Here is a 24,937-nt window from a genome sequence, read left to right as displayed (position 1 = left end):
CGGGGCGCTGACCGGCGGTATGGCGTGGGAGGCGTTGAACAACATCGCCGCCGCGAAGGACCGTCCGCTGGTCATCGTCGTCAACGACAACGAGCGCTCCTACTCGCCCACCATCGGCGGCCTCGCCGACCACCTGGCCACCTTGCGCACCACCGACGAGTACGAACGGGTGCTGGCCTGGGGCAAGGGCGTCCTCCAGCACACGCCCGTGGTGGGCAGGCCGTTGTACGACTCCCTGCACGGCGCGAAGAAGGGCTTCAAGGACGCCTTCGCGCCGCAGGGCATGTTCGAGGACCTCGGGCTGAAGTACGTCGGCCCCGTGGACGGGCACGACATCGCCGCCGTCGAGTCCGCACTGCGCCGGGCGAAACGGTTCGGCGGGCCCGTGCTGGTGCACTGCCTCACCGAGAAGGGGCGGGGCTACGAGCCGGCGCTCGCCGATGAGACCGACCACTTCCACACCGTCAACCGGATGGATCCCGTCAACGGCGAGCCGGTCGAACCGTCGAAAGGCCGGTCCTGGACCTCCGTCTTCGGCGAGGAGATGGTGCGCCTGGGAGCCGAGCGGCCCGACATCGTCGCCGTCACGGCGGCCATGCTGCACCCGGTGGGCCTCGCCGATTTCGCCGAGGCGTACCCCGGCCGGACCTACGACGTGGGGATCGCCGAGCAGCACGCCGCCGTCTCCGCCGCCGGAATGGCAACCGGCGGGCTGCACCCGGTCGTCGCCGTCTACGCCACCTTCCTGGGCCGCGCCTTCGACCAGCTTCTGATGGACGTCGCGCTGCACCGCTGCGGCGTCACCTTCGTACTGGACCGAGCGGGGATCACCGGGCCCGACGGCGCCTCGCACCACGGAATGTGGGACATGTCCCTCCTCCAGATCGTCCCGGGGCTGCGGCTGGCCGCGCCGAGGGACGCCGAGCGGCTGCGCGAGGAACTGCGGGAGGCCGTGGCGGTGGAAGACGCGCCGACGGTGCTGCGGCTGCCCAAGGCGAGCGTGGCCGAGCCGGTCGAGGCGCTGCGCCGCGTGGGCGGTGTGGACGTGCTCAAAGAGGGCGACGGCGAGGATGTGCTGCTGGTCGCCGTCGGCGCGATGGTGCCCGCCTGCCTGAAGGCGGCGGCGCTGCTGGCGGAGCGGGGTATCGGCGCGACCGTCGTCGATCCGCGCTGGGTCAAGCCCCTGGACCCCGAACTGGTGCCGCTGGCCGAACGGCACCGGGCTGTGACCGTCGTCGAGGACAACGGGCGCACCGGCGGCGTCGGCTCCGCCGTCGCCGAGGCGCTGCGCGACGCGGGAGCCGAGGTGCCGCTGTGCTCCCTCGGGCTGCCGCAGCGCTTCTTGCCGCACGCCAAGCGCGAGGAACTGCTGGCCGAACTGGGGCTGACCCCCGTCGAGATCGCATCCCGTGCCGCACAGGAGCTGGCGCGCGCCCAGGAGCGGGAGCGGGTCAGGCGGGAGCGCTGGGAGGCGGAGAGGCGGCGGGACCCGGCCGGCGCACCCGCCCGCATGAGTGAAGGGAGCGTGGCGTGACCGGCTTCGACCTGACGAAGCTGCTTGCCGAACGAGGCGGCGAGCGCTATGAGCTGCACACGCGATATCTCAACCACCAGCTGCCGCGCATGCTGCACACCATCGGTTTCGACCGGAACTACGAGCGGGCCGAGGGCGCGTACTTCTACGACGACCAGGGCAACGACTACCTCGACATGCTCGCCGGCTTCGGCGTCATGGGCCTGGGCCGTCACCACCCCGTCGTACGGCAGGCACTGCACGACGTACTGGACGCGCAGCTCGCCGACCTGACCCGCTTCGACTGCCAGCCGCTGCCCGGACTGCTGGCCGAGCGGCTGCTGTCCAACGCGCCGGGACTGGAGCGTGTCTTCTTCGGCAACAGCGGCACCGAGGCCGTCGAGACCGCGCTGAAGTTCGCCCGCTACGCCACCGGCAGGCCGCGCGTCCTCTACTGCGCCCACGCCTTCCACGGGCTGACCACCGGCTCGCTGTCCGTCAACGGCGAGGACGGCTTCCGCGACGGATTCGCACCGCTGCTGCCGGACACCGCCGTCGAGCTGGGCGATCTGGACGCGCTGAAGCGGGAGCTGGCGGCGGGCGACGTGGCCGCGCTGGTCGTCGAACCCATCCAGGGCAAGGGCGTCCACGCGGCGCCGCCCGGCTATCTGGGCGCGGCCCGTGAGCTGCTGCACAAGCACGGGGCGCTGCTGATCGCCGACGAGGTGCAGACCGGGCTCGGCCGCACCGGGGACTTCTTCGCCTACCAGCACGAACTGGCCGGTCCTGACGTAGCGCCCGACCTGGTGTGTGTCGCAAAGTCGCTCTCGGGCGGCTATGTGCCGGTCGGGGCGACACTGGGCAAGGAGTGGATCTTCAAAAAGGTCTACTCCTCGATGGACCGGGTGCTCGTCCACTCCGCCAGCTTCGGCTCCAACGCGCAGGCCATGGCCGCCGGCCTGGCCACGCTCGCCGTCATGGACGAGGAACGGATCACCGAGAACGCCCGCCGCACCGGAGACCTGCTGCGCACCCGGCTGGCGGCCCTGGTGGACAAGTACGAGCTGCTGCACGAGGTGCGCGGCCGGGGGCTGATGATCGGTATCGAGTTCGGCAAGCCCCGGTCCCTGGGCCTGCGCAGCCGCTGGGCGATGCTCCAGGCCGCCCGCAAGGGCCTGTTCGCGCAGCTGGTGGTGGCTCCGCTGCTCCAGAAGCACCGGATCCTCACCCAGGTATCGGGCGACCACCTGGAGGTCATCAAGCTGATTCCGCCGCTGGTGGTGGGCGAGGCCGAGGTCGAGCGCTTCGTCGATGCCTTCACCCAGGTCATGGACGACGCGCACGGCGGCAGCGGCCTCATGTGGGAGTTCGGCCGCACCCTCGTCAAGCAGGCGGTCGCCAACCGCTGAGCGGGGTGGGGAGTCCGGGGCGTGGCTCGGCCCGGGCCCCGGGGTCAGTCCTCCAGCAGCCGGGACTGGAGGCGGGCCCGGGTCCGGGGCGAGAGCTTGAGCCCCTCCGTGAGGTAGGTGTCCACATCGCCCCAGGTCTGGTCGATGGTGGTGAACGCCGCGTGCAGATAGGCGGCCCGCGCGTCGAAGAGCGGCGCCAGCAGCTCCATGACCTCGGGCGACATCCCGGCGCTGGACTTCTCGCTGCGGCGCACCCGGTACCGGCGGTGCGGGGAGTTCGACTCCAGGTAGTCGGCCTCGATCGGGCCCCGCTCCACGCCCAGCGCCAGCAGCGTGATGGCTATCGAGAGCCCCGCCCGGTCCTTGCCCGCGGCGCAGTGCATCAGCGCGGGCACGCTGTCCTCGGCCAGTGCGTGCAGGATGCGGCTGTGCTCGGCGGTGCGGGAGGAGATCATCGTGCGGTAGGAGCTGGTCATCCGCGCGGCGGCCAGCCCGTCCCCCAGGATCGCGCGGAGCTGTTCCAGCTCGCCGTCCCGCACCATCTGCCAGAACTCCGCGCCGTCTGCCGGGTCCGACAGCGGGATGTTGAGGTTGCGCACGCCCGGCAGGTCGATGTCGGGCCCCTCCAGCGCCTGGTCGGCCTTGTTGCGGAAGTCGAAGACCGTGTGCAGGCCCAGGCCGCCGAGGAAGACCGTGTCCTCATCCGTCGCGTGCGCGAGGTGACCACTGCGGAAGAGCACGCCCTGGCGGACCCGCCGCCCGTCCGCTGTGGGCAGGCCGCCTAGGTCACGGAAGTTGCGCACCCCGGTCAGCTGCGGTTCGGCGGGCTGTCGGCTCACGGCTTCTCCTCGTTTCTGCGACGGCATCGCACCGACCATACGACACGGAATCTTCGCAGCTCCAGGGCTTGTCGCCGCAGGCCGGCCGACCCGCAGCCACTGCCGTATCCGCGCCGTACCCAGGCCCTGCCAGGCTGTCCCGGGGGCCGTGATGGCGCCGGGTGACGGCCGGGGCAGAATCGGCGGATGACCTTGGGTGAGCTGTTCTCGCGGGAACCGGAGGAGATCGCCCCTGGCGCGGTACACCTGCCGGACTGGCTGCCCGAGAAGGAGCAGCGCGAACTGCTGACGGCGTGCCGGGAGTGGGCGAGGCCCCCGGCGGGGCTGCGGACGGTGCGGATGCCAGGGGGCGGGGAGATGTCGGTACGCCAGCTGAGCCTCGGCCGCCACTGGTTCCCCTACGGTTACGCGCCGACCGTGGTGGACGGCGGGGGCGAGCGCGTCAAGCCGTTCCCGGGGTGGCTGGGGGAGTGGGCGCGGTCCGCCGTGGACGACGCCTCGGCCGTCCTGGCAGCCGGGTCCGGGCCCCGACCGGGGCCGGGGCGTGGGGCGTACGGGGAGGGGCCGTGCGCCGCCCCGTATGACATCGCGCTCGTCAACTTCTACGACGCCTCGGCGCGTATGGGCATGCACCGCGACAGCGATGAGCGCTCCGGTGAACCGGTCGTCTCCTTCAGCCTGGGGGACGAGTGCGTCTTCCGGTTCGGGACCGCCCGAGGACGGGGCAGGCCCTGGCGGGAGGTGGTGCTGCGCAGCGGCGACGCGTTCGTTTTCGGCGGTCCCAGCAGGCTCGCGTACCACGGGGTGCCCCGTACGGAGGCGGGCACGGCGCCCGCCGCGCTCGGGCTGGACGGGCGGGTCAACGTGACGGTGCGGGCCTACTGAACTGCCCCGCGCCGAACCCCTGTTCAGCCCCCGTCGAGTCCCTGTTCCCCCCTGCCGGTCCCCTGCCGAACCCCGCCTGAGAGGCATGCGAAGGGGCGCGTGGGGGAGAGGGCGGGGGCGTGAGGGGGCAGGCGGGGGGCGCGGGGGGTCAAGCGGAAACCTGGGCTCTCACTCGTTGGGAGCTGGCGAGGGGTGGCGAATACCCCGTCCCGGCCGGTCAGGGGGCATCGCGAGAGCTAGCGTGGCGACGGCTCCGTCACCCCCGCACCTCCGCACCCCTCAACTCCCTCCGAGGACCGCATGCCTGAACCCCCGAGCTACACGGCGCAGACAGGAACGGGAACCTCCGGTACCGCTTCCGCGGATGTCGCTCCGTCCGGGTCCCCCGGCGCGAGCGGCGAGCGGCGGCGGCACGGCCGGGCTTCCGCACGCGAGAGCGCCGGCGACGTGGCGGTGCGCCGCCGCCTGGTCCGGCTGGCCGTGCTGCCCGCGGGGCTGGTCGCGGTCGCCGGCGCCGCCGTGGTCGCCTATGTGCTGCGGCTCCGGGGCGGGATCGAGGTCACGGCCGTCCCGGGGCCCGGCGCCCTGGGCGCTCCCGTCTGGGGCGTGCTGGCGGGCAGCCTGCTGCTGGTCTGCGCGGTGATCGTGACCGCCGCCATGCTGGCCTCCTCCGAGGCGCGCGGCACCGTTGAGCGGTGCACCGCGCTGCGCCGCTCCACCGCACGCGGACAGAGCGAGATCGAGTCGATGCTGCGCGCGCTGGAGCGTGGCGAGCGCCCCGCACCCCGCAGCCCGGCCCCCGAGGGCGAGCCCGCGGGAGACGTGCTGGACCTGCTCTCCTACGAGGCGGCGTTCGCCCGGCGCGGCGCCGAGGCCGCGGTCGCCGAGGCGGCGGCGCTGGTCCGCGGCACGTACAGCGGCAGCGAGGAGAAGGTGGAGGTCTTCGTCAACCTCGCCCGCCGCTTGCAGTCCCTGGTGCACCGGGAGATCGAACTGCTCGACGAGCTGGAGAACGAGGTCGAGGACCCGGACCTGCTCAAGGGCCTCTTCCACGTCGATCATCTGGCCACCCGCATCCGGCGCCACGCGGAGAACCTCGCCGTGCTCGGCGGCGCCGTCTCCCGGCGCCAGTGGACCCGCCCGGTCTCGATGACGGAAGTGCTGCGCTCCGCCATCGCGGAGGTCGAGCAGTATCCGAGGGTCAAGCTCGTGCCCCCCCTCGAGGGCACGCTGCGCGGGCACGCGGTGGCGGACGTCATCCATCTGCTCGCCGAACTCATCGAGAACGCCACTAATTTCTCCGCACCCCAGACCCAGGTGCTCCTGCGCGCCCAGTACGTCACCGCCGGACTCGCCGTCGAGGTCGAGGACCGGGGGCTGGGCATGACGGCGGGAGAGCAGAGCCATATGAACGCGGTGCTCTGCGAACCCGGCCGGATCGACGTCCCCGGCCTGCTGCGGGACGGCCGTATCGGGCTCTTCGTGGTCTCGGCGCTGGCTCGGAGGCACGGCGTCGTCGTACAGCTCCAGAGCAACATCTACGGCGGCGTCCAGGCCGTACTCGTGCTGCCCAAGGGACTGCTGGGGGACCCCGGCGAGGGAGCCGGGAAGGCAGGGGTTGCCGGCGTCGCAGGCGATGCCGCGAGCCGGACCGGGACCGCGAGCGGCCCCCCGACGGGGCCGGTGCGAGCCGGGGCCGCCGCCGTTCCGGCGCAGGCGGGCGCGGGCCGGGAGGACGCGGGCTCGCCGTCCGCCGGGTCGCAGCGGGGGCCGGCGCCGCGCCAGGAGCAGGCCGACGGGCAGCCGGTGCCCGTGTGTCCGGCCGAGGGCGTACCGCATCCGGCCGTGGGGGTGCCCGACCCGCGGCCCCGCTCGCAAAGCCGCACCCGGTCCCCGCACGGCCACCGGCGGGAGACGGTGCCACCCGTCCGCCCCGACCAGTCATGGACGTATGACGAACAGCCGCCCGCCGTGCCCCCGGGGGCCCCGACGCGCCGGTCCTCGGCGCGGCCCGCGACGGGCGAGCAGACGGAGGCGGTCGCGGCCGACCCGCGCGGCGGGCGGCGCTCCCGGGGGAGGGGCGGGGAGTTCTGGGAGGGCGGCGACGAACCGTGGGGGAGCGCCGGTGAGCAACAACCCGGCAACGGCCGCCCCCTGTTGCCCAAGCGCCGCCGCCAGGAACACCTGGTGCCCGAACTGCGCGATCCGCCGCCCGCCCGTCTGGGCTCCCGCGCCGAGGCGATCGCCGCAGAGGGCCACGACCCGGGGCTGATGGCGGCCTTCCGGCGGGGTACGAGCCTGGCCCACGACGCGTGCGAGACCGATGAGGGAGGCCCGGGAACCGGTGGCGCGGCCCGCTCCGCCCGGACGCCGGGGCGACCCGACACCCGGGGGCGGCCCGATGTCACCGGGCCGCTCGGCGCCCGTTCGCCGCTCGGCGCCTCGGGGCCGCCCGGCCTGTCCGACCGCCCCGGTCATCCCGATCGCCCCAACCGCCCCGACCGCCCCGATCTCACCGAGGGATCCGACCCCGCCGCGGGCGGGGCCCCCGGTGCTTCGTCCCCCGCCTCCGACGGGGACACCTCACGCCCCGCCCTCTAGCGTGGCCCGCCCTCAAGGAGAAGAACGCGATCATGGTGAGCGAAGCCCCGGTGGCGCAGAACACCGACCTCTCCTGGCTGTTGACCGGCCTGGTGCAGCGCGTACCGCATACCACCAGCGCGCTGCTGCTGTCGGTGGATGGGCTGGTGAAAGCCGCGCACGGCCTGGAGCCCGACACCGCCGACCACATGGCGGCCCTCGCCTCCGGCCTCTACTCCCTGGCCCGCAGCGCGGGGGTCCGGCTCGGGGAGGGCGGCGAAGTGCGGCAGGTGGTGGTGGAGCTGGAGGTCTCGCTGCTCTTCGTCTCCACGGCGGGACAGGGCGCCTGCCTGGCGGTGCTCGCGGACCGCGAGGCGGACGCCGCGGTGCTGGGCTACGAGATGGCGATGCTGGTCAAGAGCGTCCGGCCCTGTCTGGCGTCCCCCGCACGGCAGCGCGTGGGGCACTGAGGCCGCCGATGCGCACTCCCCAGCAGGGCCCCGGCAGCCCCCGCCAGGCACGCGGGGGCCACCCGGCAGGGCCGGACGCCGCTGGAGCGCGGGTGGCGCCCCCGCTGCTGGACGAGGACGCCGGCCGCTTGGTGAGGCCGTACACCGTCTGTGGGGGACGGACCAGGCCCAGCGCGCACTTCGACCTGATGACCCTGGTACGGGCCACCGGCGCGCGCCCGCAGGGCTATCTGGGACCCGACCACATCCAGGTGCTGGGCCTGTGCGGCGGCCCGGTCCCGGTGGCCGAACTCGCGGCGCAGATACGGCTGCCCGCCGTCGTCACCAAGGTCCTGCTGTCGGACCTGGCCGACTGCGGGGCGATCTCCGCCCGGGCCCCCGCCCGCGCGCCGCTGGGCCCCGACCCGACCGACCGAGAACTGCTGGAGGCGGTGCTGGATGGGCTCCGTAGACGACTCTGAGCCGCACACGCGGCCCGGCGATCCCTTTCCCACGGCGCTGAAGATCCTGGTCGCGGGAGGCTTCGGGGTCGGCAAGACGACCTTCGTCGGTGCCGTCAGCGAGATCGAGCCGCTGAGCACCGAGGAACTGCTCACCCAGGCCAGTGTGGGCACGGATGACCTGACCGGGGTGGAGGACAAGGCGACGACGACCGTGGCCATGGACTTCGGCCGCATCTCCCTCGGCACCAAGCACGTCCTGTACCTGTTCGGCACCCCCGGCCAGGAGCGCTTCTGGTTCCTGTGGGACGAGCTGTGCGCGGGGGCGCTGGGCGCTGTGGTGCTCGCCGACACCCGCAGGCTCGAACACTGCTTCTCCGCCGTGGACTTCTTCGAGCGCAGAGGCATCGGCTTCATCGTCGCCGTCAACGAGTTCGACGGCTCCTTCCGCTACGCCCCCGAGGAGGTACGTGCCGCGATGGACCTCAAGCCGGAAGTGCCGGTCGTGCGCTGCGACGCCCGGCACGCCAGCTCCGGCACGGGAGTCCTGGTCTCACTGGTGCAGCATCTGATCGACACATGGAGCCCGTATGCCCCCGACGTCCTTCGACCCCACGAGCCACCTCCTCCTCACTCCTGAAGACGCCGAGGCGCCGCGCCGTGTCGTCAGACTGCGGGAGCTGGGGCTCGGCGAGGCACCGCTGCCCGAGTTCGACGAATTCGCGCGCAGGCTGGCCGGGATGACCGGGGCGCCGTACGCGATGGTCAACTTCATCGACGAGCACCGGCAGTACTTCGCCGGCCTCTACGCTCCCGCCACGGGCCGGGCCGTCGAGCTGGATCCCCGCGAGGCCGAGTCCGCCAGGCCGGGCCGGGTGATGGCACGCGACCACGGTTACTGCCCGCACGTGGTGGTGCGCCGCAAGGCGCTGGTGCTGGAAGACGTGTGCGACTACCCGCGCTTCGCGGGCAACCCCGTCGTGGACGAGATCGGCATCCGCTCCTACCTGGGCGCGCCGCTGATCGACCGTACGGGCATGACGCTCGGCACCGTGTGCGTGGTCGCCCAGGAACCCAGGCCCTGGGGACGCCAGGGGCTGAAGACCATCAAGTCGATGGCGGCCGAACTGGTGGAGCGGATCCACCAGCGCGAGGCAGGGGCTGCGACACGAGGCTGAACGGGCCTGCCGCGGTGGGCAGTACCGGGGAGGGGCGGGGCGCAGCCGTCGGGGGCCGCACCGCGACGAGCTAGGACTTCTTCCGGGGCGCGCGGCCGGAATGTACATGGGCGCGCGCCCCCTGCATGTCGAACAGGACGAGCAGCTCCACCGCTCCGCCGTCCGCGCTCCCCAGCCAGTGCGGCAACGAGGTGTCGAACTCGGCGGCGTTGTCGGCCCGCACCGTCCAGTCACGCTCTCCCACCACCAGCCGCAGGGTGCCGCTGAGCACGTACAGCCACTCGAAGCCCTCGTGGGTCTGCGGTGTCGGTTCGAGCGGCTCCGGCCGCGCCGGGATGATCATTTTGAAAGCCTGTGTGCCGCCCGGCCGCCGGGAGAGGGGCACGAACGTCATCCCGAACCGCCGGATCGGCTTCAGGTGGATCCGGGGGTCGCCGGCGCGCGGGGCGCCCACGAGATCGTCCAGCGGGACGTCGTAGACGTGGGAGAGCCGCAGCAGCAGTTCCAGGGTCGCCCGGCGTTGGCCGCTCTCCAGGCGGGACAGAGTGCTTTCGGACACTCCGGTGGTCGCGGACAGGCCGGCCAGGGTGATGTCGCGCGTATGCCGGAGCGCACGCAGCCGGGGCCCGACCGTGTCGAGCACGTCTTCCATTGCGGGGTCCATGGGTCCAGCTTGCCGAAACGGCAAGGATTCGCGCCACTTCGCGGTACCCCGGCCGACACTGGCCGCATCGAAACCGAGGGAAAAACCGAGGGAAAATCGAGGGAAGGGGAACCCGATGGACAGCTCCGATGCGGCACGGTACTGGAACGCGGTGTACGCGGAGCGGCCCGCGGCCGCCGATCCGCAGCCGAACGTCCGCCTCGTCGAGACGGTCACCGGACTGCCGGCGGGGGACGCGCTGGATCTCGGATGCGGTGGCAGCGGTGACGCGCTGTGGCTCGCGGACCGGGGCTGGCAGGTCACGGCCCTCGACATCTCCGCCGTGGCGGCCACGAGGCTCGCCCGGCGGGCCCGCGCGATCGGCCTGAGCGACCGGATCACCGCCGAGCAGCACGACGTACGCTCCTCGCTGCCCGCACGGGAATTCGACCTGGTGACCGCCCACTACTTTCACACCCCCTACGAGCAAGACCGGACGGTCACCCTCCGCTCCGCCGCCCACCAGTTGCGTGCGGGCGGGTGGCTGCTGGTCGTCGATCACGGATCGACAGCGCCGTGGTCGTGGAACCAGGACCCGGAGGTCCGGTATCCGGCCCCCGGGGAGGTCGCCGCCGCGCTGGACCTCTCCACCGAGCGCTGGAAGGTCGAACGCGCCGATATGCCGCACCGGATCGCGACCGGTCCCGACGGAAGCACCGCCGAGGTCATCGACCACGTCCTGCTCATCCGCCGTACGCACTGACCGCGCGCGGCCCCGCGCACGCCTGCCCCATGCACACGCACACACGCACAACAGGCACAAGGAGAACGTCGTGACCGCCGCATCCCGCCGCCGTGACACCCCGCCGCCCCGTACCGCCGACAGCGAAGCGGAGGTGCTGCGCGGATTCCTCGACTATCTGCGCGAGTCGGTCGCCACCAAGGTCGAGGGAGCCGCCGAACCGCAGGTCCGGGCGTCGGCGGTGCCCTCGGGCACGAGTCTGCTCGGCCTGCTCACCCATCTGATCGCCGTCGAGAAGATGATGTTTCTCGGCGAGAGGGCGACCGACTGGCCAGCGACGTTCCGGCCTGCCCCGCACGACAGCGTCGCCGACGTCGTGGCCCGGTACCGGGAGACCGTCGAGCGCGCGAACGAGGCTCTCGACGCGTGCACCGATCTCGGCACGCCGCTTCCCCGGCCGGGGCGTACGGACCAGGCGCCGAGCGTGCGCTGGGCCCTCACCCACATGATCGAGGAAACCGGTCGCCACGCGGGGCACGCGGACATCCTCCGCGAACTCGTCGACGGCTCCACCGGGCGCTGAACCTCGGCGATCCGAAGCCATGTCGACCTGGGGCCCCGACGGCCTGTCCCTCAGTGGCCCGAGGCCGCCAGCCGGTGCGACCAGGAGCCCTTCGCGGTGCCCAGGGCGGTCTCGGCCAGGCGCAGGAGCTGGATGTCGGAGGTGCCGGCGGGGGCGAAGAGGTGGTGCGCGTCGCGCAGGAAGCGCTCCACGGGCCGGTCGGTGAACAGTCCGCAGGCGGCGTGGATCTCCATCGCGGTGCGGGCCGAGTCCAGCGTGTACTCCACGTTCACCAGCTTGGCGTTCATCAGCTCCGCGTCGCACGCGGCACCCTGGTCCAGCAGGTGCACTGCGTGGTAGGCGGCGAGCCGGGCCGTCATCAGCCGGGACTGCATCTGGCCGAGCTTGAGTTTGACGGTGCCCAGCTCCGAGAGAGGGGCGCCGTAGCGCTCGCGCTGGGTGCAGAAGGCCACCGTCTCGTCCAGGATCGCCTGGTGGAGGCCGAGGGAGACGGCGGTGAGATTGGCGCGGCCGTACAGGACGCTGGAGGAGTAGGCGACCGCGAGGCCGTCCCCCTCCTCGCCGATCCGGTTGGCCGCCGGGATACGGCAGTTGTCGAAGACCAGCTCTCCGAAGCTGAAGCCGTGCAGGCCCATGGTGGGCCGCTGTTCGGCCAGGCCACAGCCGGGGCGGTCGGCTTCGACGAGGAAGGCCGACAGGCCGCGCGAGCCGGGGCCGGTCCGGGCGACGACGCCGTGCAGGTCCCCCACGTGGGAGTTGCCGACGTATACCTTGCGGCCGTTCAGGAGGTAGTGGTCTCCGCGCCGTTCGGCGGTGCTGGTCATGCCCAGGACATGGCCGCCGGAGCCGGGTTCGGTCACGGCGATGGTCGGCAGGCAGTCGCCGGCGGCGATCGCGGGGAGCCAGTCCTTCTTCTGCGTCTCGTCTCCGAAGTGGACGATTTTCGCGGCCCCCAGCTGGGATGCCTGCGCCATGGCGCCCATCGCCCCGCTCTGCCGGGACAGTTCCTCGATGATCACGGTCTTGGCGAGGTGGCCGGCGCCCATCCCGCCGTACGCGCGCGGCACCGTCACCCCGATCCAGCCGCGCCGGGCAATGCGCCGGGAGACCTCCTGGCAGACCGTGCGGGACGCCTCCATCTCCGGGACCCGGGGGCGCACCTCCCGGTCGGCGAAGTCGCGCACCTCGGCACGTAGCCGGGTGTGCCGGGGAGCTGTGAAGTAGCTGTCCATGACGAGCCCTCCTCCCAGATGGCCGCCGCCGGCCGGGCCGGCGGGGGCTGCGGGCTGCGATTCCGGCTGAGCCGGTGGTGCGCGGGCAGGGGAGGGGCGCGCGGTCCCGTTGCGCGGTTTCGGTGCGCGATCTTCCAGCGCCCTCGACGCCCCGGGGAGCATTACCCAGTGGCATGGCACCGTTACCCTCTGGGACTGGCGTGCGGGTGGGTGCGGGGGCGCCCGGTAGTGATGTGGGAGCGGGAAAGGGGCTGTGCGAAAGCGTTGATATCCCTTGAACCCTGTGGTGTCTTGTGAGCTATGGAAGCCAAGCCATGGGCACGACGGAGTTTTCTGACGGCAAGTGGCGGTGTTCTCGCAGGGTGGGCCGCCCTCGGTGAACAGAAGGCGGCCTTCGCCGCCGACAGCGGACCGAAGGGCGGCGGAGCCGGGAAGGAGTGGGACGCTGACCCGACCACCTTCGCGGTCAACCGTGAACCGGCGCGCACGGCGCTCGTGCCGTACCAGGACACTGCCTCCGCACTCCGGGGAAATCGCGCCGCCTCGCCCTACTACCGCTCACTGAACGGCAATTGGCGCTTCCGCTGGTCCGAGAACCCGGACAAGCGGCCCGTGGGCTTTCACCTCCCCGGTTTCGACGACAGCGACTGGGACCGCATCCCCGTACCGTCCAACTGGGAGATGCACGGCTACCGCGAGCCGATCTACCTCAACATCGCCTACCCGTGGACGGGCTACGAGCGGCCCGAACCGCCGCACGTGCCACAGGACTTCAACCCCGTCGGCTCCTACCGGCGCACCTTCACCGTGCCGGACGACTGGCGCGGGCGCCGCACCCTCCTGTCCTTCCAGGGCGTGAAGTCGGCCTTCTTCGTGTGGGTGAACGGGCAGCGCGTCGGATACAGCGAGGACAGCTACACCCCGGCCGAGTTCGACATCGGCGAGTGGCTGCGCGAGGGCGACAACACCCTCGCCGTCGAGGTCTACCGCTGGTCGGACGGCAGTTGGCTGGAGGACCAGGACATGATCGACCTGTCCGGGATCTTCCGGGAGGTCCACCTCTACTCCGTCCCCCGTGTCCACCTGCACGACGTCGAGGTGCGCACCGCCTTCGACGGCGCCCGCACCCGCGCCGGCCTGAACGTCCATGTGCGGGTGCGCGACACCACGGGAGGGGCCGCGGGCGCGTACACCGTCACCGGCACGCTCTACGACGCCGAGGGCCGGGAGACCGACGCCGGCCCGCTCAGCGGCAGCGTGGAGCCGCCGGCTTCCGGCACGGCGGCGGTGGTGCTGACCGGGAAGGTGCGCGGGCCGAAGCTGTGGTCGGCCGAGAGCCCCAGCCTCTACACGCTCGTCCTGAGTGTGCGGGCACCCGGCGGGGAGCGCACCGAGGTCCAGCGGGTGCGCTTCGGTTTCCGCGAGATCACCTTCGGGCCCGGCGCCCTGGAGATCAACGGCAAGCCCCTCGTGCTGACCGGCACCAACCGGCACGAGACCGACCCGGTGCACGGTCAGGCCGTGCCCGAGGAGGTCATGCTGCGCGACATCCGGCTGATGAAGCAGCACAACATCAACGCCGTCCGCACCTCGCACTACCCCAACGCGCCGCGCTGGCTGGAGCTGTGCGACGAGTACGGCCTCTACGTCGTCGATGAGGCGAACGTGGAGTCCCACGAGGTCCGCGACGACCTGCCCGCCTCGCTGCCCGAGTGGAAAGCCGCCTGCCTCGACCGGGCGCGCAGCATGGTCGAGCGCGACAAGAACCACGCGTGCGTCGTCATATGGTCCCTGGGCAACGAGGCGGGCCAGGGCGACAACTTCCGCGCGATGGCCGACTGGATCCACGAGCGGGACGATTCCAGACCCGTGCACTACGAGGGCATGAACGCGGTGGCCGACATCGAGAGCCGCATGTACGCGCCGCCCGCCGAGGTCGAGAAGTACGGAAAATCCGGCAACCCCAAGCCGTTCCTGCTGTGCGAATACGCGCACTCCATGGGCAACAGCACCGGCAACTTCCAGGAATACTGGGACATATTCGAGCGCTACCCCAACCTCCACGGCGGCTTCATCTGGGACTGGGTGGACCAGGCCATCACCCGCCCCGTCCCCGGAGACCCCTCGCGCACCTATCTCTCCTACGGCGGCGACTGGGTGCCCGGATATCCGACCGACAAGAACTTCTGCTGCAACGGCGTCGTGCGCGCCGACCGGGAGCCGGACCCCGAACTCCAGGAGGTCAAGCACGTCTACCAGCGCGTCTCCTTCCGAGGCGGCGGTGGGGGCGCGGTGGCGCGCGGCGAGGTCGAGATCAGCAACAAGCAGCTGTTCACCGGGCTCGACGCCTACGAACTGCGCTGGCAGGTCACCCGCGACGGCGAGCGCCTCCAGCACGGCGGCCTGCGCCCGCCCCGCACGGAACCCGGCGGCAGCAGCACTGTGCACCTCCCGCTCCAGCGCCCCGCGCGGTCGGCTCCCGGCGCCGAGTACTGGCTCGACCTCTCCCTCGTCCTGCGCCGCGACACCGCCTGGGCGAAGGCCGGGCACGAGGTCGCCGGAGGGCAGCTCCAGCTCACCGACTGGCAGCGGCCCGCACCCGGGGAGCCCGACCCGGAGGGGCTGCCACCGGTCGAGGTGGCGGAGACCGGCGACGCGGTGACCGTCAGCGGACGCGACTTCACCCTCACCCTCGACAAGTCCACCGGCACACTCACCGACTTCCGGCACCGGGGCACCCGGCTGCTCACCGAGGGGCCCGTGCCCAACTTCTGGCGGGGGCCGACCGACAACGACATCGGCCGCAAGTTCCACCAGACGGCGAAGACCTGGAAGGAGGCGGGCGGCAAGCGGACGACCGATTCGGTGCGCACCTCCCGCGAGGGCCGCTCCGTCGTCCGGATCGAGGTGCGCGCCACCTTGCCGACCGCGCCCGCGACCTCCTCGTACACCACCGTCTTCACGGTGCGCGGAGACGGCGAGGTCCGCGTCGCGCACACGCTGGAGCCGGGCAAGGGGCTGCCCGATCTGCCGATGGTCGGTGCGCTGCTGACCCTTCCCGAGCGCTACGGCGCCTTCGGCTGGTACGGGCGCGGGCCGCAGGAGAACTACCAGGACCGGAAGACCGGGGCCAGGGTGGGGCACTACCGCTCCAGCGTGGCGGACCAGTTCACGCCGTATGTGCGCCCGCAGCAGTGCGGCAACGTCACCGATGTGCGCTGGGCCACGCTCACCGCCAAGGACGGCACCGGATTGCGCGTCGAGTCCGAGGGCAGGGGGCAAGGGGAGCAACTGGAGCTGAGCGCACTGCGGTTCACCCCGTTCGACCTGGACGGCCCCGGGCACCCCTACGAGCTGAAGCCGCGCGAGGCAACCGTCCTGGGCGTCAACCACCGGCAGATGGGCGTCGGCGGCAACGACTCCTGGGGTGCTCCGCCGCTGGAGGAGTACCTCCTTCACGCGGACCGGACCTACCGCTACGGTTACCGGCTGCGCGCGGCGGGATGATCCGCCGCGGCCGGGGAGCGGAAGCGCGAAGGGGCTTGCTGTGCTGGATGTGAGGGAACGGCGCGACGATTTCACGACCGTGGCGGACGGGACGCGGGTGGCCACCTACACGTGGCTGCCCGGGGGCGGAGTGCGAGCCCTGGTCCAGATCGCACACGGCGCCGCCGAACACGCCCAGCGCTACGACGGGTTCGCCCGCTTCCTGACCGGCAGCGGCTACGCCGTGGTCGCCTCCGACCACCGGGGCCACGGCGCGACGGCGCAGCACACCGGCGGCTACGGCGCCGTGGGCGCCGAGGGCTGGCGCAGCACGGTCGCCGACCTCAAGGAGATCGGCGACCGGGTGCGCGCCGAGATCCCCGAGGGCACCCCGTTCTTCTTCCTCGGGCACAGCATGGGCTCCCAACTGGCCCGCGACTACGCCCAGGAGCACGGGCAGGGGCTGAGCGGGCTGGTGCTCTCGGGCACGTTCCGCTCGCTGCCGGGCAGCGAGGCCGAGCGCGACCTCGCCCGGCTGGAGGCCGAGATCGCCGAGGGCGGCCGGGATGCGGCCAGTGACTTCACCGCCGAGCTGTTCAGCTCCTTCAACGACGCCTTCGCGCACCGCACCGGCTTCGAATGGCTCTCCCGCGACGAGGCCGAGGTCGATCGCTACGCCCAGGACGAGCGGTGCGGCTTCGCCTTCAGCGCGGGGCTCTCGCGCGACTGGGTCCTCGGCTCCCGCAAGATCAACGACCCGGCCCAGCTCGCCAGGGTGCCGCGCGAGCTGCCCGTCCATATCGCCGTGGGCGAACTGGACCCGTGCAACCAGGGCATGACGCTCGTCTACGAACTCCTGGAGGACTACCGCTACGCGGGGCTGCGCGACCTGACCTGGCGCGGCTACCCGGGGGCGCGGCACGAAATCCTCAACGAGACCGACCGGGAGACGGTGCGGGCCGACCTGCTGGAGTGGTTCGAGGCGCACCTGACGGCAGGCGGCTGAGCGGGAACGCCGGGGGCCCGCGGCGGCCACGGCGAGAACCGCGGGCGCGGCACCCGCCTCACCCGCTCACCCTGTGGTGGCCCAGTCCTTGGCGAACTCGGCGGCGGCGGACGGCCGCGCGTAGTACCAGCCCTGCGCGGTGTCGCACCCCAGGTCGCGCAGCTGGTCGGCCTGATGCTCGGTCTCCACGCCCTCCACGGTCACCGCGAGCCCCAGCGCGTGCGCCAGCGAGACGATGCCCTCCACGAAGGTGACGTCCACCGGGTCGGAGGGGTGGCGCTGGAGCCCCTGGGTGAAGGAGCGGTCCAGCTTGAGGGTGGTGGCGGGCAGCTTGCGCAGGTTGGCGAGGTTGGAGTAGCCCGTGCCGAAGTCGTCCAGGGCGATGTCCACGCCCAGTTCCGCCAGCTGCCACAGCGGCTTCAGCTCGTCCTCGTCCGCTCCTATCAGCGCGCTCTCGGTGACCTCCAGGCACAGTGAGGACGGTGGGACCCCGGCGGCCTCCAGGACGGCGATGGTGTCGGGCACCAGGTCCGGGTGGTGCAGCTGGCGCGGCGAGAGGTTGACGTTCACCCGCAGCGGCTGTCCGCCCGCCCAGGTGGAGGTCTGGGCCACGGCCTGCTCCAGCACCCAGCGGCCCAACGGCACGATGAGCCCGGTGTGTTCGGCCAGTGGGATGAACCGGTCGGGGCCCAGCCTGCCGTGCACCGGATGCTTCCAGCGCACCAGCGCCTCGGCGCCGTCCACATGACCGTCGCTCATCCGGATGAGCGGCTGGTACTCCAGGAAGAACTCGTCGCGCTCCAGCGCTGCGGGCAGGTGGTTGGTGAGGCTGTGCCGGTCTATGGCACGCGCGTCCGAGTCGGGGTCGGCCAGCTCGTAGCGGTTGCCGCCGGCGTCTTTGGCGCGGTACATCGTGATGTCGGCGCTGCGCATCACCTCGGCCGGGTCCAGTTCCTTGGAGGGGCCCTCGACGATGCCGATGCTGGCGCGCACCGACAGCTCGCGCCCGTCCACGGCGATGGGGGTGGCCAGCGCGGCCAGCGCGGCGCGCGCCAGCGCGGTGACCTCCTCGCGGTCGGCCGGGTCGGAGATCAGGATGACGAACTCGTCCCCGCCGATGCGGGCCACCAGGTGGGCGGGCACGGTGGTGCACGACTGGAGGCGCTCGGCGACGGAGATGAGGAGCTGGTCCCCGACGGCGTGCCCCAGGCTGTCGTTGACGGTCTTGAAGCCGTCGATGTCGAGGTAGCACAGCCCGAAGCGCTTCATCCCGCTGCCCGGCGCCAGGATCCGGTCGAGGCGTTCGGCGAACAGCGTGCGGTTGGGCAGCCCGGTCAGCTCGTCGTGGGTCGCCTCGTAGCGCAGCCGCAGGTGGAGCAGGCGGCGCTCGGTGATGTCCTCCATGAGCGCGAGCTGGTAGCGGGGCTCGCCCTCGGCGTCCCGCAGCAGCGAGACGGTGAGGTTGGTCCACAACACCGTGCCGTCCGGGCGCTGGTAGGGCTTCTCGACGCGGAAGTGGTCGCGCTCGCCCCGGGCCAGCTCCCGGTGGAGCCGCCACACCTCCGGGGCGTCGTCGGGATGCACCCAGTCGTTGATGTTGCGCCGGCGCATCTCCTCCTCCGAGTGGCCGAACATCCGGGCGAGGGCGCCGTTGGCGTCGCGCAGCCGGCCGTTCATGTCGGCGATGCCGATGCCGATGGTGGCGTCCTTGAAGACGGTGCGGAAGCGGGTCTCCGAGGCGTGCAGCGCTTCTCCGACGGCCGATTGGGCGGCGAGCGCGGCACGGGAGAGCGCCTCTTGTTCGGCGAGGGTGCGCTCGCGCACGGCGCGGGTGAAGCCGGCTGCCATGGCGTGCTGGAGCCTGGCACTGCGCGATCTGGCGTCGTCCACGCTGAGCAGTCCCGGGGTGCTGCCGTAGAGCACGAGGTAGGACTCGATGACGCCGAGGATGTGGGGGAGCGCGTCGGGGCTGGTGCAGTGCGCGGCGACCAGCGCTTCGCCGACCTCGCGGCCCGGCGCCGGGGTGAACGGGTGGTCGTGCAGCGCGTCGGCCAGGCGGCGGGCCAGCGGGTAGAGGTAGTCCTCCAGCTCCGCGCGGGTCAAGGAGGTCTGGGTGGCCGGGTAGATGGCGCGGCTCCAGATCCTGGCGAAGCGGCGTAGCCCGTCCTGGTTGTCGTCGAGCCCTTCGCGCTCGTCCTCGCAGGTCACCCGGACAATCCTGCCTTGCGGCCCACTCCGGCGACGCCGGCGAGGACGGCGGTGTCCTCCTGTTCGGACGGGTTGTCGGGGCGCCATCTGGAGAGTGGGACGAGCCCGGGGTCGATCATCTCGAAGTCCTCGAAGAATGGGGCGATTTCGTCCTGGGAGCGGGCTATCAGGGGCGCGCTCGCCGACTCGTAGACCTTCCGCAGCGCGCTGCCCCCGTCGCGTCGCGGGGCGTTGTCGGCGGAGCCGTGGGAGACGATCAGCAGGCTGCCGGGGGCCAGTTCGCGGGCCAGGTCGGCGATGGTCTTGCGGGGTTCGTCGCGGTCCTCGATGAAGTGCAGGAGGGCCACCAGCATCAGCGCGACGGGTTTGCGCAGGTCCAGCAGCGACTCGACCTCGGGGCTCTCCAGGATGTCCTGCGGCGAGCGGAAGTCGGCGGAGACGATGCCGGTCTTGGGGTCGCCCTCCAGTACCGCGCGGCTGTGCGCGACGGCCACCGGGTCGTTGTCCACATAGACCACCCGGGCGTCCTGGTCGAGGCCGCGGGCGACCTCGTGGACGTTGCCGAAGGTGGGGATGCCCGAGCCGATGTCGAGGAACTGCCCGATGCCCTCGCTCACCGCGAACCGGATCGCGCGGCGCATGAAGGCCCGGTTCGCCTGCATGATCCTGGGCAGTCCCGGCCAGGCGTCGATCGCGCGCCGCGCGGTCTCCCGGTCGATCTCGAAATTGTGCGAGCCGCCGAGGTAGTAGTCGTACATCCGCGACACGCTCGGCACGTTGAGATCGATGCCCTGTGGGGCCCAGGCGGGACGTTCCATCAAGGGGGTCTCCAGCTCGCTGAGTTCACCGGGGAGTTCCGGTCGGGTGCACGAGGCTACTGACCCGGGTGCGGCGGGCGGAAGGAAACGAAGGTTCTGCGACCGGATCTCATCGGGATCCTGTCGGTGCTTACCGGAGGTATCGGTGCATAGCACTCCGGCGCATGCCGCGGTCGGGCTCGAAGACGGCACAAAGGTAGCCGGAGGGTGATCCTTCGGCCCATGATTTAATTGCGAATCGTTCGCAAGAACTCGCGATCTTGAACAAGGAGTGTGCCACCCATGACGGTCCGGACCGTACGGACAGCCGCCGCGACAGCGACCGCCGCGGCGGTCCTCGCGGGCGTGGCGGCCTGCTCGGCGCCCAGCGACGGCGGTCCGGGCGGCGGCACGGACTCCCTCACCGTGGGCGTCGCACAGGAGCCGGAGACCCTCAGCCCGCTGCTCGGCTACGGCAAGGAAGGCAACTCGAAGATCTTCGACGGCCTCCTGACCCACGACGCGCGCATGCGGCTCAAGCCCGCCCTCGCCGAGGACCTGCCCAAGGTCAGCTCCGACGGCCGGACCTACACCTACACGCTCCGCAAGGGCGTCGAATTCAGCGACGGCAAGCCCTTCACCGCCAAGGACGTCGTCTACACCTACGAGACGATCCTCGACAAGAAGACCAACAACGCCTCCAAGGGAGAGCTGGACGCGCTCAAGAGCGTCCGCGCCGAGGGCGACCACAAGGTCGTCTTCACCCTGAAGTACCCCTACGCGGCCTTCGCCGAGCGCACCGTCCTGCCCATCGCCTCCCAGGCCGTCGCGAGCCGCACCAACGTCAACACCGGCGCGTACAACACCAAGCCCGTCGGTACCGGGCCCTACATCCTCACCAGCTGGCGCAAGGGCGAGAAGCTCAGCTTCAAGGCCAACCCGCACTATTGGGGCGGCAAGCCGAAGATCAAGCGGTTCACCGTCGCGGTCATCGAGGACGACGACGTACGCGCCACCCGGCTGCGCTCCGGCGACCTGGACGGCGCCATCTTGCCGCCCAACCTCGCCAAGGCGTACGAGAAGGACGGCGACAGGCGCGTCTTCAGCGCCAAGACCGCCGACTACCGCGCCGTGACGCTCCCCACCGACAACCCGGTGACCGGCGACAAGGCCGTCCGCCGCGCCCTCGATGTGGCCGTGGACCGCGCGGCCATGGTCAAGTCCATCCTCAACGGCGCGGGCAAGCCCGCCTACGGGCCGCTGCCGGTGGACGAGCCCTGGTTCGCCAAGGGCACCGAACGCCCCCACGACCTGGGCGGCGCGAAGAAGATCCTCGACAAGGCGGGCTGGAAGCCGGGCAAGGACGGCATCCGGGTCAAGGACGGCAGGCGCGCCGCCTTCACCCTCTGGTACTTCTCCGGCGACAAGCTGCGCCAGGACCACGCGCTCGCCTACGCCTCCGACGCGAAGAAGGCCGGTATCGACGTCCATGTCCAGGCCGGCAGCCGCGAGGTCATCCGCCCCAAGCTGGAGCACGACGCGATGCTGATGGGCAACGGCTTCCCCGCCGACCCCGACTTCGACCTCTACCCGACCCTGCACTCCTCGCAGATCGGCGACGGCTGGAACAACCTCGGCCACTACCGCGACAAGACCGTGGACGAGCAACTCGACAAGGGCCGCCGCAGCCGCGACAAGTCCGTCCGCGAGGCCGCCTACGACAAGGCCCAGCAGGCTCTTGAGAGGAACCCGGGCTACACCTTCCTCACCCACATCGACCACGTCTACGTCCTCGACGACAAGTGGCGGGGCCTGACCACCCAGGTCGAGCCGCACGATCACGGCATCGGCGCCGGACCCTGGTGGAACGTCCAGGACTGGCAGCCCGAGAAGTGACCGCCCGCCGCGCTCTGTGGGCGCCCATGGCGCGTCTCATCGGGCGGCGGCTGCTGGCCTGCCTGCCGGTACTGGCCGCCGTGACCTTCGGGGTCTTCGCCGTCGCCGCCGCCTCGCCGTTCGACCCCGTACAGCAGTACGCGGGCTCCGCCGGGCTCAGCGCCTCCCAGGAGACCCTCGACCAGCTGCGCCACAACCTGAACGTGGACGGCCCCTTCCCGCAGCGCTGGTGGGACTGGCTCACCAGCGCGCTGAGCGGCGACTTCGGCGACTCCACAGCGCTGCGCCAGCCCGTCACCCAGGCCATCGGGGAACGGCTGGGCTGGTCGGTGCTGCTGTGCGCCGTCGGCTTCGCCTTCGCCGTGCTGGCCGGCACCGCGCTCGGCGTGGCCGCGGCGCGCCGCCGGGGAGGGCTGCTGGACCGGGCCGTCACCTCCGTCTCCTACACCCTGGAGGCCGCGCCGCCCTTCTGGCTGGGACTGCTGGGCATCTGGCTGTTCGCCGTCCAGCTGGGCGTCCTGCCGGCCGGCGGGCTGACCGACTCCGGGAGCGACGCGGTGACCACCGGCGCGCTGGTGCGCCACCTGGCGCTGCCCGCACTGGTGCTCGGGATCTCCCAGGTGCCGTGGTTCCTGCTGTACGTACGCCAGGGCGTCGGTGACGCGCTGGAGGAGGACGCGGTGCGCGGCGCACGGGCCAGAGGACTGGCCGAGCGCACCGTACTGCTCGGACACGCCCTGCGCTCCGGACTGCTGCCGGTGCTCACGCTCATCGGCTCCCGGGTGCCCGAACTGATCACCGGCGCACTGCTGGTGGAGACCGTCTTCAGCTGGCCGGGCATCGCCTCCGCCACCGTGGAGGCCGCCACCGCGGCGGACTTCCCGCTGCTGGCCGCGCTGACCACCTTGGCGACCGCCGCCGTGCTCGCCGGAAACCTGCTGTCCGACCTGCTCTACGGGCTGGCCGATCCGCGCGTCGCCTGGGAGGAGATGTGAGCACCGTACGCGAGCGGTCCGCGCCGCCGGGGCGGCGCGGCACCCGCAAGGGACGAGGTGCCCGCGCGGCACGCGCGGAGCGGGGCCGCCGTGGCCTGCGGGTGTGGATGCCAGGGGCGGTCGCCGTCGCGGTCGTGCTCGCCGTCGTGCTCGTCCCCCTGCTCTTCCCGCTGGACGAGCAGGCGGTGGACATGGCGAACAAGCTCCGGCCGCCGTCCCCCGCCCACCCGTTCGGCACCGACGACGTGGGCCGCGATGTGCTGCTGCGCTGCGTCTACGGGCTGCGCGTCTCGCTGCTCGTCGGCGTCGTGGCCGCGCTGGCCTCCACCGTCATCGGCACGGCCGTCGGCGCCGCGGCCGGTGCGGCGGGCGGCAGGACCGACCGGATGGTGATGCGCGTCGTGGACGTCTTCTCCTCCGTGCCCCACCTGCTGCTGGGCATCTTCATCGTGGCCATGTTCCGGCCCGGGGTCTGGCCCGTGGTCGTCTCGGTGGGGCTGACCCACTGGCTGTCCACCGCGCGGATCGTCCGGGCCGAGATGCTCTCGCTGCGCTCACGGCCCTTCATCGACGCGGCGATATCCGGCGGGGCATCCCGCCTGCGGGTTGCCGTACGCCATCTGCTGCCCGGGGTGTTGCCCCAGGCCGGGCTCGCGGCCGTCCTGATGGTGCCGCACGCCATCTGGCACGAGTCCGCGCTCTCCTTCCTCGGGCTCGGACTGCCCACCCACCGGGCGAGCCTGGGCAACATGATCCAGGACGCGCGCGGCACGCTGCTGGCCGGCGACTGGTGGCCCACGCTCTTCCCCGGCCTGTTCATCATCGTGCCCACCCTCGCCCTCGCGGGCCTGGCCGGCGTGTGGCGGGAGCGGATCAACCCGCGCCGCCGATCGGAGCTGATGCTGTGACCCAGGGGACGGCACCCGCGCGTACGACGGCACGTGAGACGGCGCCGCAGGAGGGCCGGGCGGACGGGATCCTGCTGGCCGTACGGGAGTTGACCGTGCGCTTCCGGATGCGCGGCGGACGCGAGATCGCCGCGGTCACGGACGCCTCGTTCGACCTGGCCGCGGGGGAGTGCCTCGCGCTGGTCGGCGAGAGCGGCTGCGGCAAGTCCGTGCTCGCCTCCGCCCTGTTGGGGCTGCTCCCCGGCAACGCCCGCACGGGAGGACGGGCCTTGCTGTACGGCGGCGCCGCCCGCCACACCGACGGCGGTCCGGGCGGCGGGACGGCGTCCGGAGGGCTCGACCTGCTGGCGGCCGACGAGGCCACGCTCGCGCGCACCGTGCGCGGACGCCGCGTCGGACTCGTGCCGCAGAGCCCCGCCGCCCACCTGACGCCCGTGCGGACCGTACGCGCCCAGCTGAGCGAGACCGTGCGCGAACTGACCGGAGCGCGCGGCCCGGCGCTCGCGGAGGCGACCCGCGCCGCGGCGGAGCGGGCGGCCTTCCCCGCCGGACACCTGGACCGCTACCCCCACCAGCTCTCCGGCGGCCTCGCCCAGCGCGCGGCGACCGCGCTGGCGCTGGTCGCGGACGCGCCGCTGCTCCTGGCCGACGAGCCCACCACGGGCCTGGACCGCGAACTGGTCCAGCGGACCGTGGACGAACTGCGCGGACACGCGGACGACGGACGGGGCCTGCTGATCATCACGCACGACCTGGCGGCGGCCGAACGCGTCGCCGACCGGGTCGCGGTGATGTACGCCGGACGGATCGTCGAACTCTGCGACGCGCACGCCTTCTTCGGCCGGCCCGGCCCCCGGCACCCGTACGCGCGCGGGCTGCTGGAGGCGCTGCCCGAGCGCGCCTTCGTGCCCGTCCCCGGCATACCGCCCGAGCTGGGCGACCTCCCCGAGGGCTGCGCGTTCGCGCCCCGGTGCGCACGGGCGAGCGCCGCCTGCGCGACCGTACCCGCCCTGACGGACGGGGTGGCCTGCCACCATCCGGTGGCGCCCGGCGCGCCGACCACGCCGGGCGCGGGGCCCACGGGCGCGGCTGAGCGGGAGAACGCAGGCGAAGGGAGCGCGGCGTGA

Annotated in this window: 21 protein-coding genes; 16 read left to right on the top strand and 5 right to left on the bottom strand. The window is 72.3% G+C overall.

Features of this window, described 5'->3' with window-relative positions; translation table 11 throughout:
- Positions 1 to 1,534 (top strand): 1-deoxy-D-xylulose-5-phosphate synthase N-terminal domain-containing protein (locus ABD339_RS28925; protein WP_344570086.1); only part of this gene is annotated, 1,534 nt, incomplete at its 5' end.
- Positions 1,531 to 2,922 (top strand): aspartate aminotransferase family protein, encoded by a 1,392-nt coding sequence (locus tag ABD339_RS28920; protein ID WP_344570085.1) that lies wholly within the window; start codon positions 1,531 to 1,533, stop codon positions 2,920 to 2,922. The genes ABD339_RS28925 and ABD339_RS28920, both read left to right, overlap by 4 nt.
- A gap of 44 nt (positions 2,923 to 2,966) precedes the next feature.
- Here the strand turns inward: ABD339_RS28920 and ABD339_RS28915 are convergent, their stop codons facing one another.
- Complete coding sequence (locus tag ABD339_RS28915) at positions 2,967 to 3,761, bottom strand: tyrosine-protein phosphatase (RefSeq protein ID WP_344570084.1); 795 nt, start codon at positions 3,759 to 3,761, stop codon at positions 2,967 to 2,969.
- A gap of 186 nt (positions 3,762 to 3,947) precedes the next feature.
- Here ABD339_RS28915 and ABD339_RS28910 point away from each other — a divergent pair, with 186 nt between their 5' ends.
- The 6 genes from ABD339_RS28910 (at position 3,948) to ABD339_RS28885 (ending at position 9,314) form a co-directional block, all read left to right on the top strand.
- The gene (locus tag ABD339_RS28910) at positions 3,948 to 4,646 is read left to right on the top strand and encodes an alpha-ketoglutarate-dependent dioxygenase AlkB family protein (RefSeq protein ID WP_344570083.1); all 699 of its coding nucleotides are present in this window, start codon (positions 3,948 to 3,950) and stop codon (positions 4,644 to 4,646) included.
- 300 nt (positions 4,647 to 4,946) lie between these two features.
- Positions 4,947 to 7,247: an ATP-binding protein gene (locus ABD339_RS28905; protein ID WP_344570082.1), complete on the top strand. Its 2,301-nt coding sequence runs from the start codon at positions 4,947 to 4,949 to the stop codon at positions 7,245 to 7,247.
- Positions 7,248 to 7,279: 32 nt separating this feature from the next.
- Entirely contained in the window at positions 7,280 to 7,696 is a 417-nt protein-coding gene (locus tag ABD339_RS28900; RefSeq protein WP_344570081.1) for a roadblock/LC7 domain-containing protein, read from the top strand.
- Positions 7,697 to 7,704: 8 nt separating this feature from the next.
- Positions 7,705 to 8,157, top strand: a complete 453-nt coding sequence (locus ABD339_RS28895; RefSeq protein ID WP_344570080.1) for a DUF742 domain-containing protein — start codon at positions 7,705 to 7,707, stop codon at positions 8,155 to 8,157.
- Positions 8,135 to 8,776, top strand: coding sequence for a GTP-binding protein (locus ABD339_RS28890; protein ID WP_344570079.1), 642 nt, complete (start codon positions 8,135 to 8,137; stop codon positions 8,774 to 8,776). The genes ABD339_RS28895 and ABD339_RS28890 overlap by 23 nt, the downstream gene beginning before the upstream one ends.
- On the top strand, positions 8,727 to 9,314 hold the full coding sequence (locus tag ABD339_RS28885) for a GAF domain-containing protein (RefSeq protein ID WP_344570078.1): 588 nt from the start codon (positions 8,727 to 8,729) through the stop codon (positions 9,312 to 9,314). The genes ABD339_RS28890 and ABD339_RS28885 overlap by 50 nt, the downstream gene beginning before the upstream one ends.
- Before the next feature lie 70 nt (positions 9,315 to 9,384).
- Here ABD339_RS28885 and ABD339_RS28880 read toward each other — a convergent pair whose 3' ends face one another.
- Positions 9,385 to 9,978 (bottom strand): helix-turn-helix domain-containing protein, encoded by a 594-nt coding sequence (locus tag ABD339_RS28880; protein WP_344570077.1) that lies wholly within the window; start codon positions 9,976 to 9,978, stop codon positions 9,385 to 9,387.
- Positions 9,979 to 10,093: 115 nt separating this feature from the next.
- Between ABD339_RS28880 and ABD339_RS28875 the strand changes: the two genes are divergently transcribed.
- Together ABD339_RS28875 and ABD339_RS28870 are read left to right on the top strand one after the other, a co-directional pair.
- On the top strand, positions 10,094 to 10,720 hold the full coding sequence (locus ABD339_RS28875; protein WP_344570076.1) for a class I SAM-dependent methyltransferase: 627 nt from the start codon (positions 10,094 to 10,096) through the stop codon (positions 10,718 to 10,720).
- A gap of 70 nt (positions 10,721 to 10,790) precedes the next feature.
- On the top strand, positions 10,791 to 11,282 hold the full coding sequence (locus ABD339_RS28870; protein ID WP_344570075.1) for a DinB family protein: 492 nt from the start codon (positions 10,791 to 10,793) through the stop codon (positions 11,280 to 11,282).
- 50 nt (positions 11,283 to 11,332) lie between these two features.
- On the opposite strand, the gene ABD339_RS28865 is transcribed toward ABD339_RS28870, so the two are convergent.
- On the bottom strand, positions 11,333 to 12,514 hold the full coding sequence (locus ABD339_RS28865) for an acyl-CoA dehydrogenase family protein (RefSeq protein WP_344570074.1): 1,182 nt from the start codon (positions 12,512 to 12,514) through the stop codon (positions 11,333 to 11,335).
- Positions 12,515 to 12,814: 300 nt separating this feature from the next.
- Between ABD339_RS28865 and lacZ the strand changes: the two genes are divergently transcribed.
- Positions 12,815 to 16,021 carry a beta-galactosidase, LacZ type gene (lacZ, locus tag ABD339_RS28860; RefSeq protein ID WP_344570073.1) on the top strand — a complete coding sequence of 1,069 codons (3,207 nt, stop codon included), beginning with the start codon at positions 12,815 to 12,817 and terminating at the stop codon, positions 16,019 to 16,021.
- A gap of 49 nt (positions 16,022 to 16,070) precedes the next feature.
- Complete coding sequence (locus ABD339_RS28855) at positions 16,071 to 17,006, top strand: alpha/beta fold hydrolase (protein ID WP_344570097.1); 936 nt, start codon at positions 16,071 to 16,073, stop codon at positions 17,004 to 17,006.
- Between the two features lie 66 nt (positions 17,007 to 17,072).
- On the opposite strand, the gene ABD339_RS28850 is transcribed toward ABD339_RS28855, so the two are convergent.
- Both ABD339_RS28850 and ABD339_RS28845 read right to left on the bottom strand, forming a co-directional pair.
- The gene (locus ABD339_RS28850) at positions 17,073 to 19,301 is read right to left on the bottom strand and encodes a putative bifunctional diguanylate cyclase/phosphodiesterase (protein ID WP_425576127.1); all 2,229 of its coding nucleotides are present in this window, start codon (positions 19,299 to 19,301) and stop codon (positions 17,073 to 17,075) included.
- Positions 19,211 to 20,032 (bottom strand): SAM-dependent methyltransferase, encoded by an 822-nt coding sequence (locus tag ABD339_RS28845; RefSeq protein ID WP_344570071.1) that lies wholly within the window; start codon positions 20,030 to 20,032, stop codon positions 19,211 to 19,213. Before ABD339_RS28845 ends, ABD339_RS28850 begins: the two co-directional genes overlap by 91 nt.
- 282 nt (positions 20,033 to 20,314) lie before the next feature.
- Between ABD339_RS28845 and ABD339_RS28840 the strand changes: the two genes are divergently transcribed.
- The 4 genes from ABD339_RS28840 (at position 20,315) to ABD339_RS28825 (ending at position 24,937) form a co-directional block, all read left to right on the top strand.
- Positions 20,315 to 21,907: an ABC transporter substrate-binding protein gene (locus ABD339_RS28840; RefSeq protein ID WP_344570070.1), complete on the top strand. Its 1,593-nt coding sequence runs from the start codon at positions 20,315 to 20,317 to the stop codon at positions 21,905 to 21,907.
- 26 nt (positions 21,908 to 21,933) lie between these two features.
- Positions 21,934 to 22,902 (top strand): ABC transporter permease, encoded by a 969-nt coding sequence (locus ABD339_RS28835; protein WP_344570069.1) that lies wholly within the window; start codon positions 21,934 to 21,936, stop codon positions 22,900 to 22,902.
- A gap of 107 nt (positions 22,903 to 23,009) precedes the next feature.
- On the top strand, positions 23,010 to 23,810 hold the full coding sequence (locus ABD339_RS28830) for an ABC transporter permease (protein WP_344570096.1): 801 nt from the start codon (positions 23,010 to 23,012) through the stop codon (positions 23,808 to 23,810).
- Positions 23,807 to 24,937 carry an ABC transporter ATP-binding protein gene (locus ABD339_RS28825; RefSeq protein ID WP_425576126.1) on the top strand — a complete coding sequence of 377 codons (1,131 nt, stop codon included), beginning with the start codon at positions 23,807 to 23,809 and terminating at the stop codon, positions 24,935 to 24,937. Before ABD339_RS28830 ends, ABD339_RS28825 begins: the two co-directional genes overlap by 4 nt.

Source organism: Streptomyces axinellae (assembly GCF_039532135.1).
Lineage (GTDB): Bacteria > Actinomycetota > Actinomycetes > Streptomycetales > Streptomycetaceae > Streptomyces > Streptomyces axinellae.
This window is presented reverse-complemented; position numbering and strand designations above follow the sequence as displayed.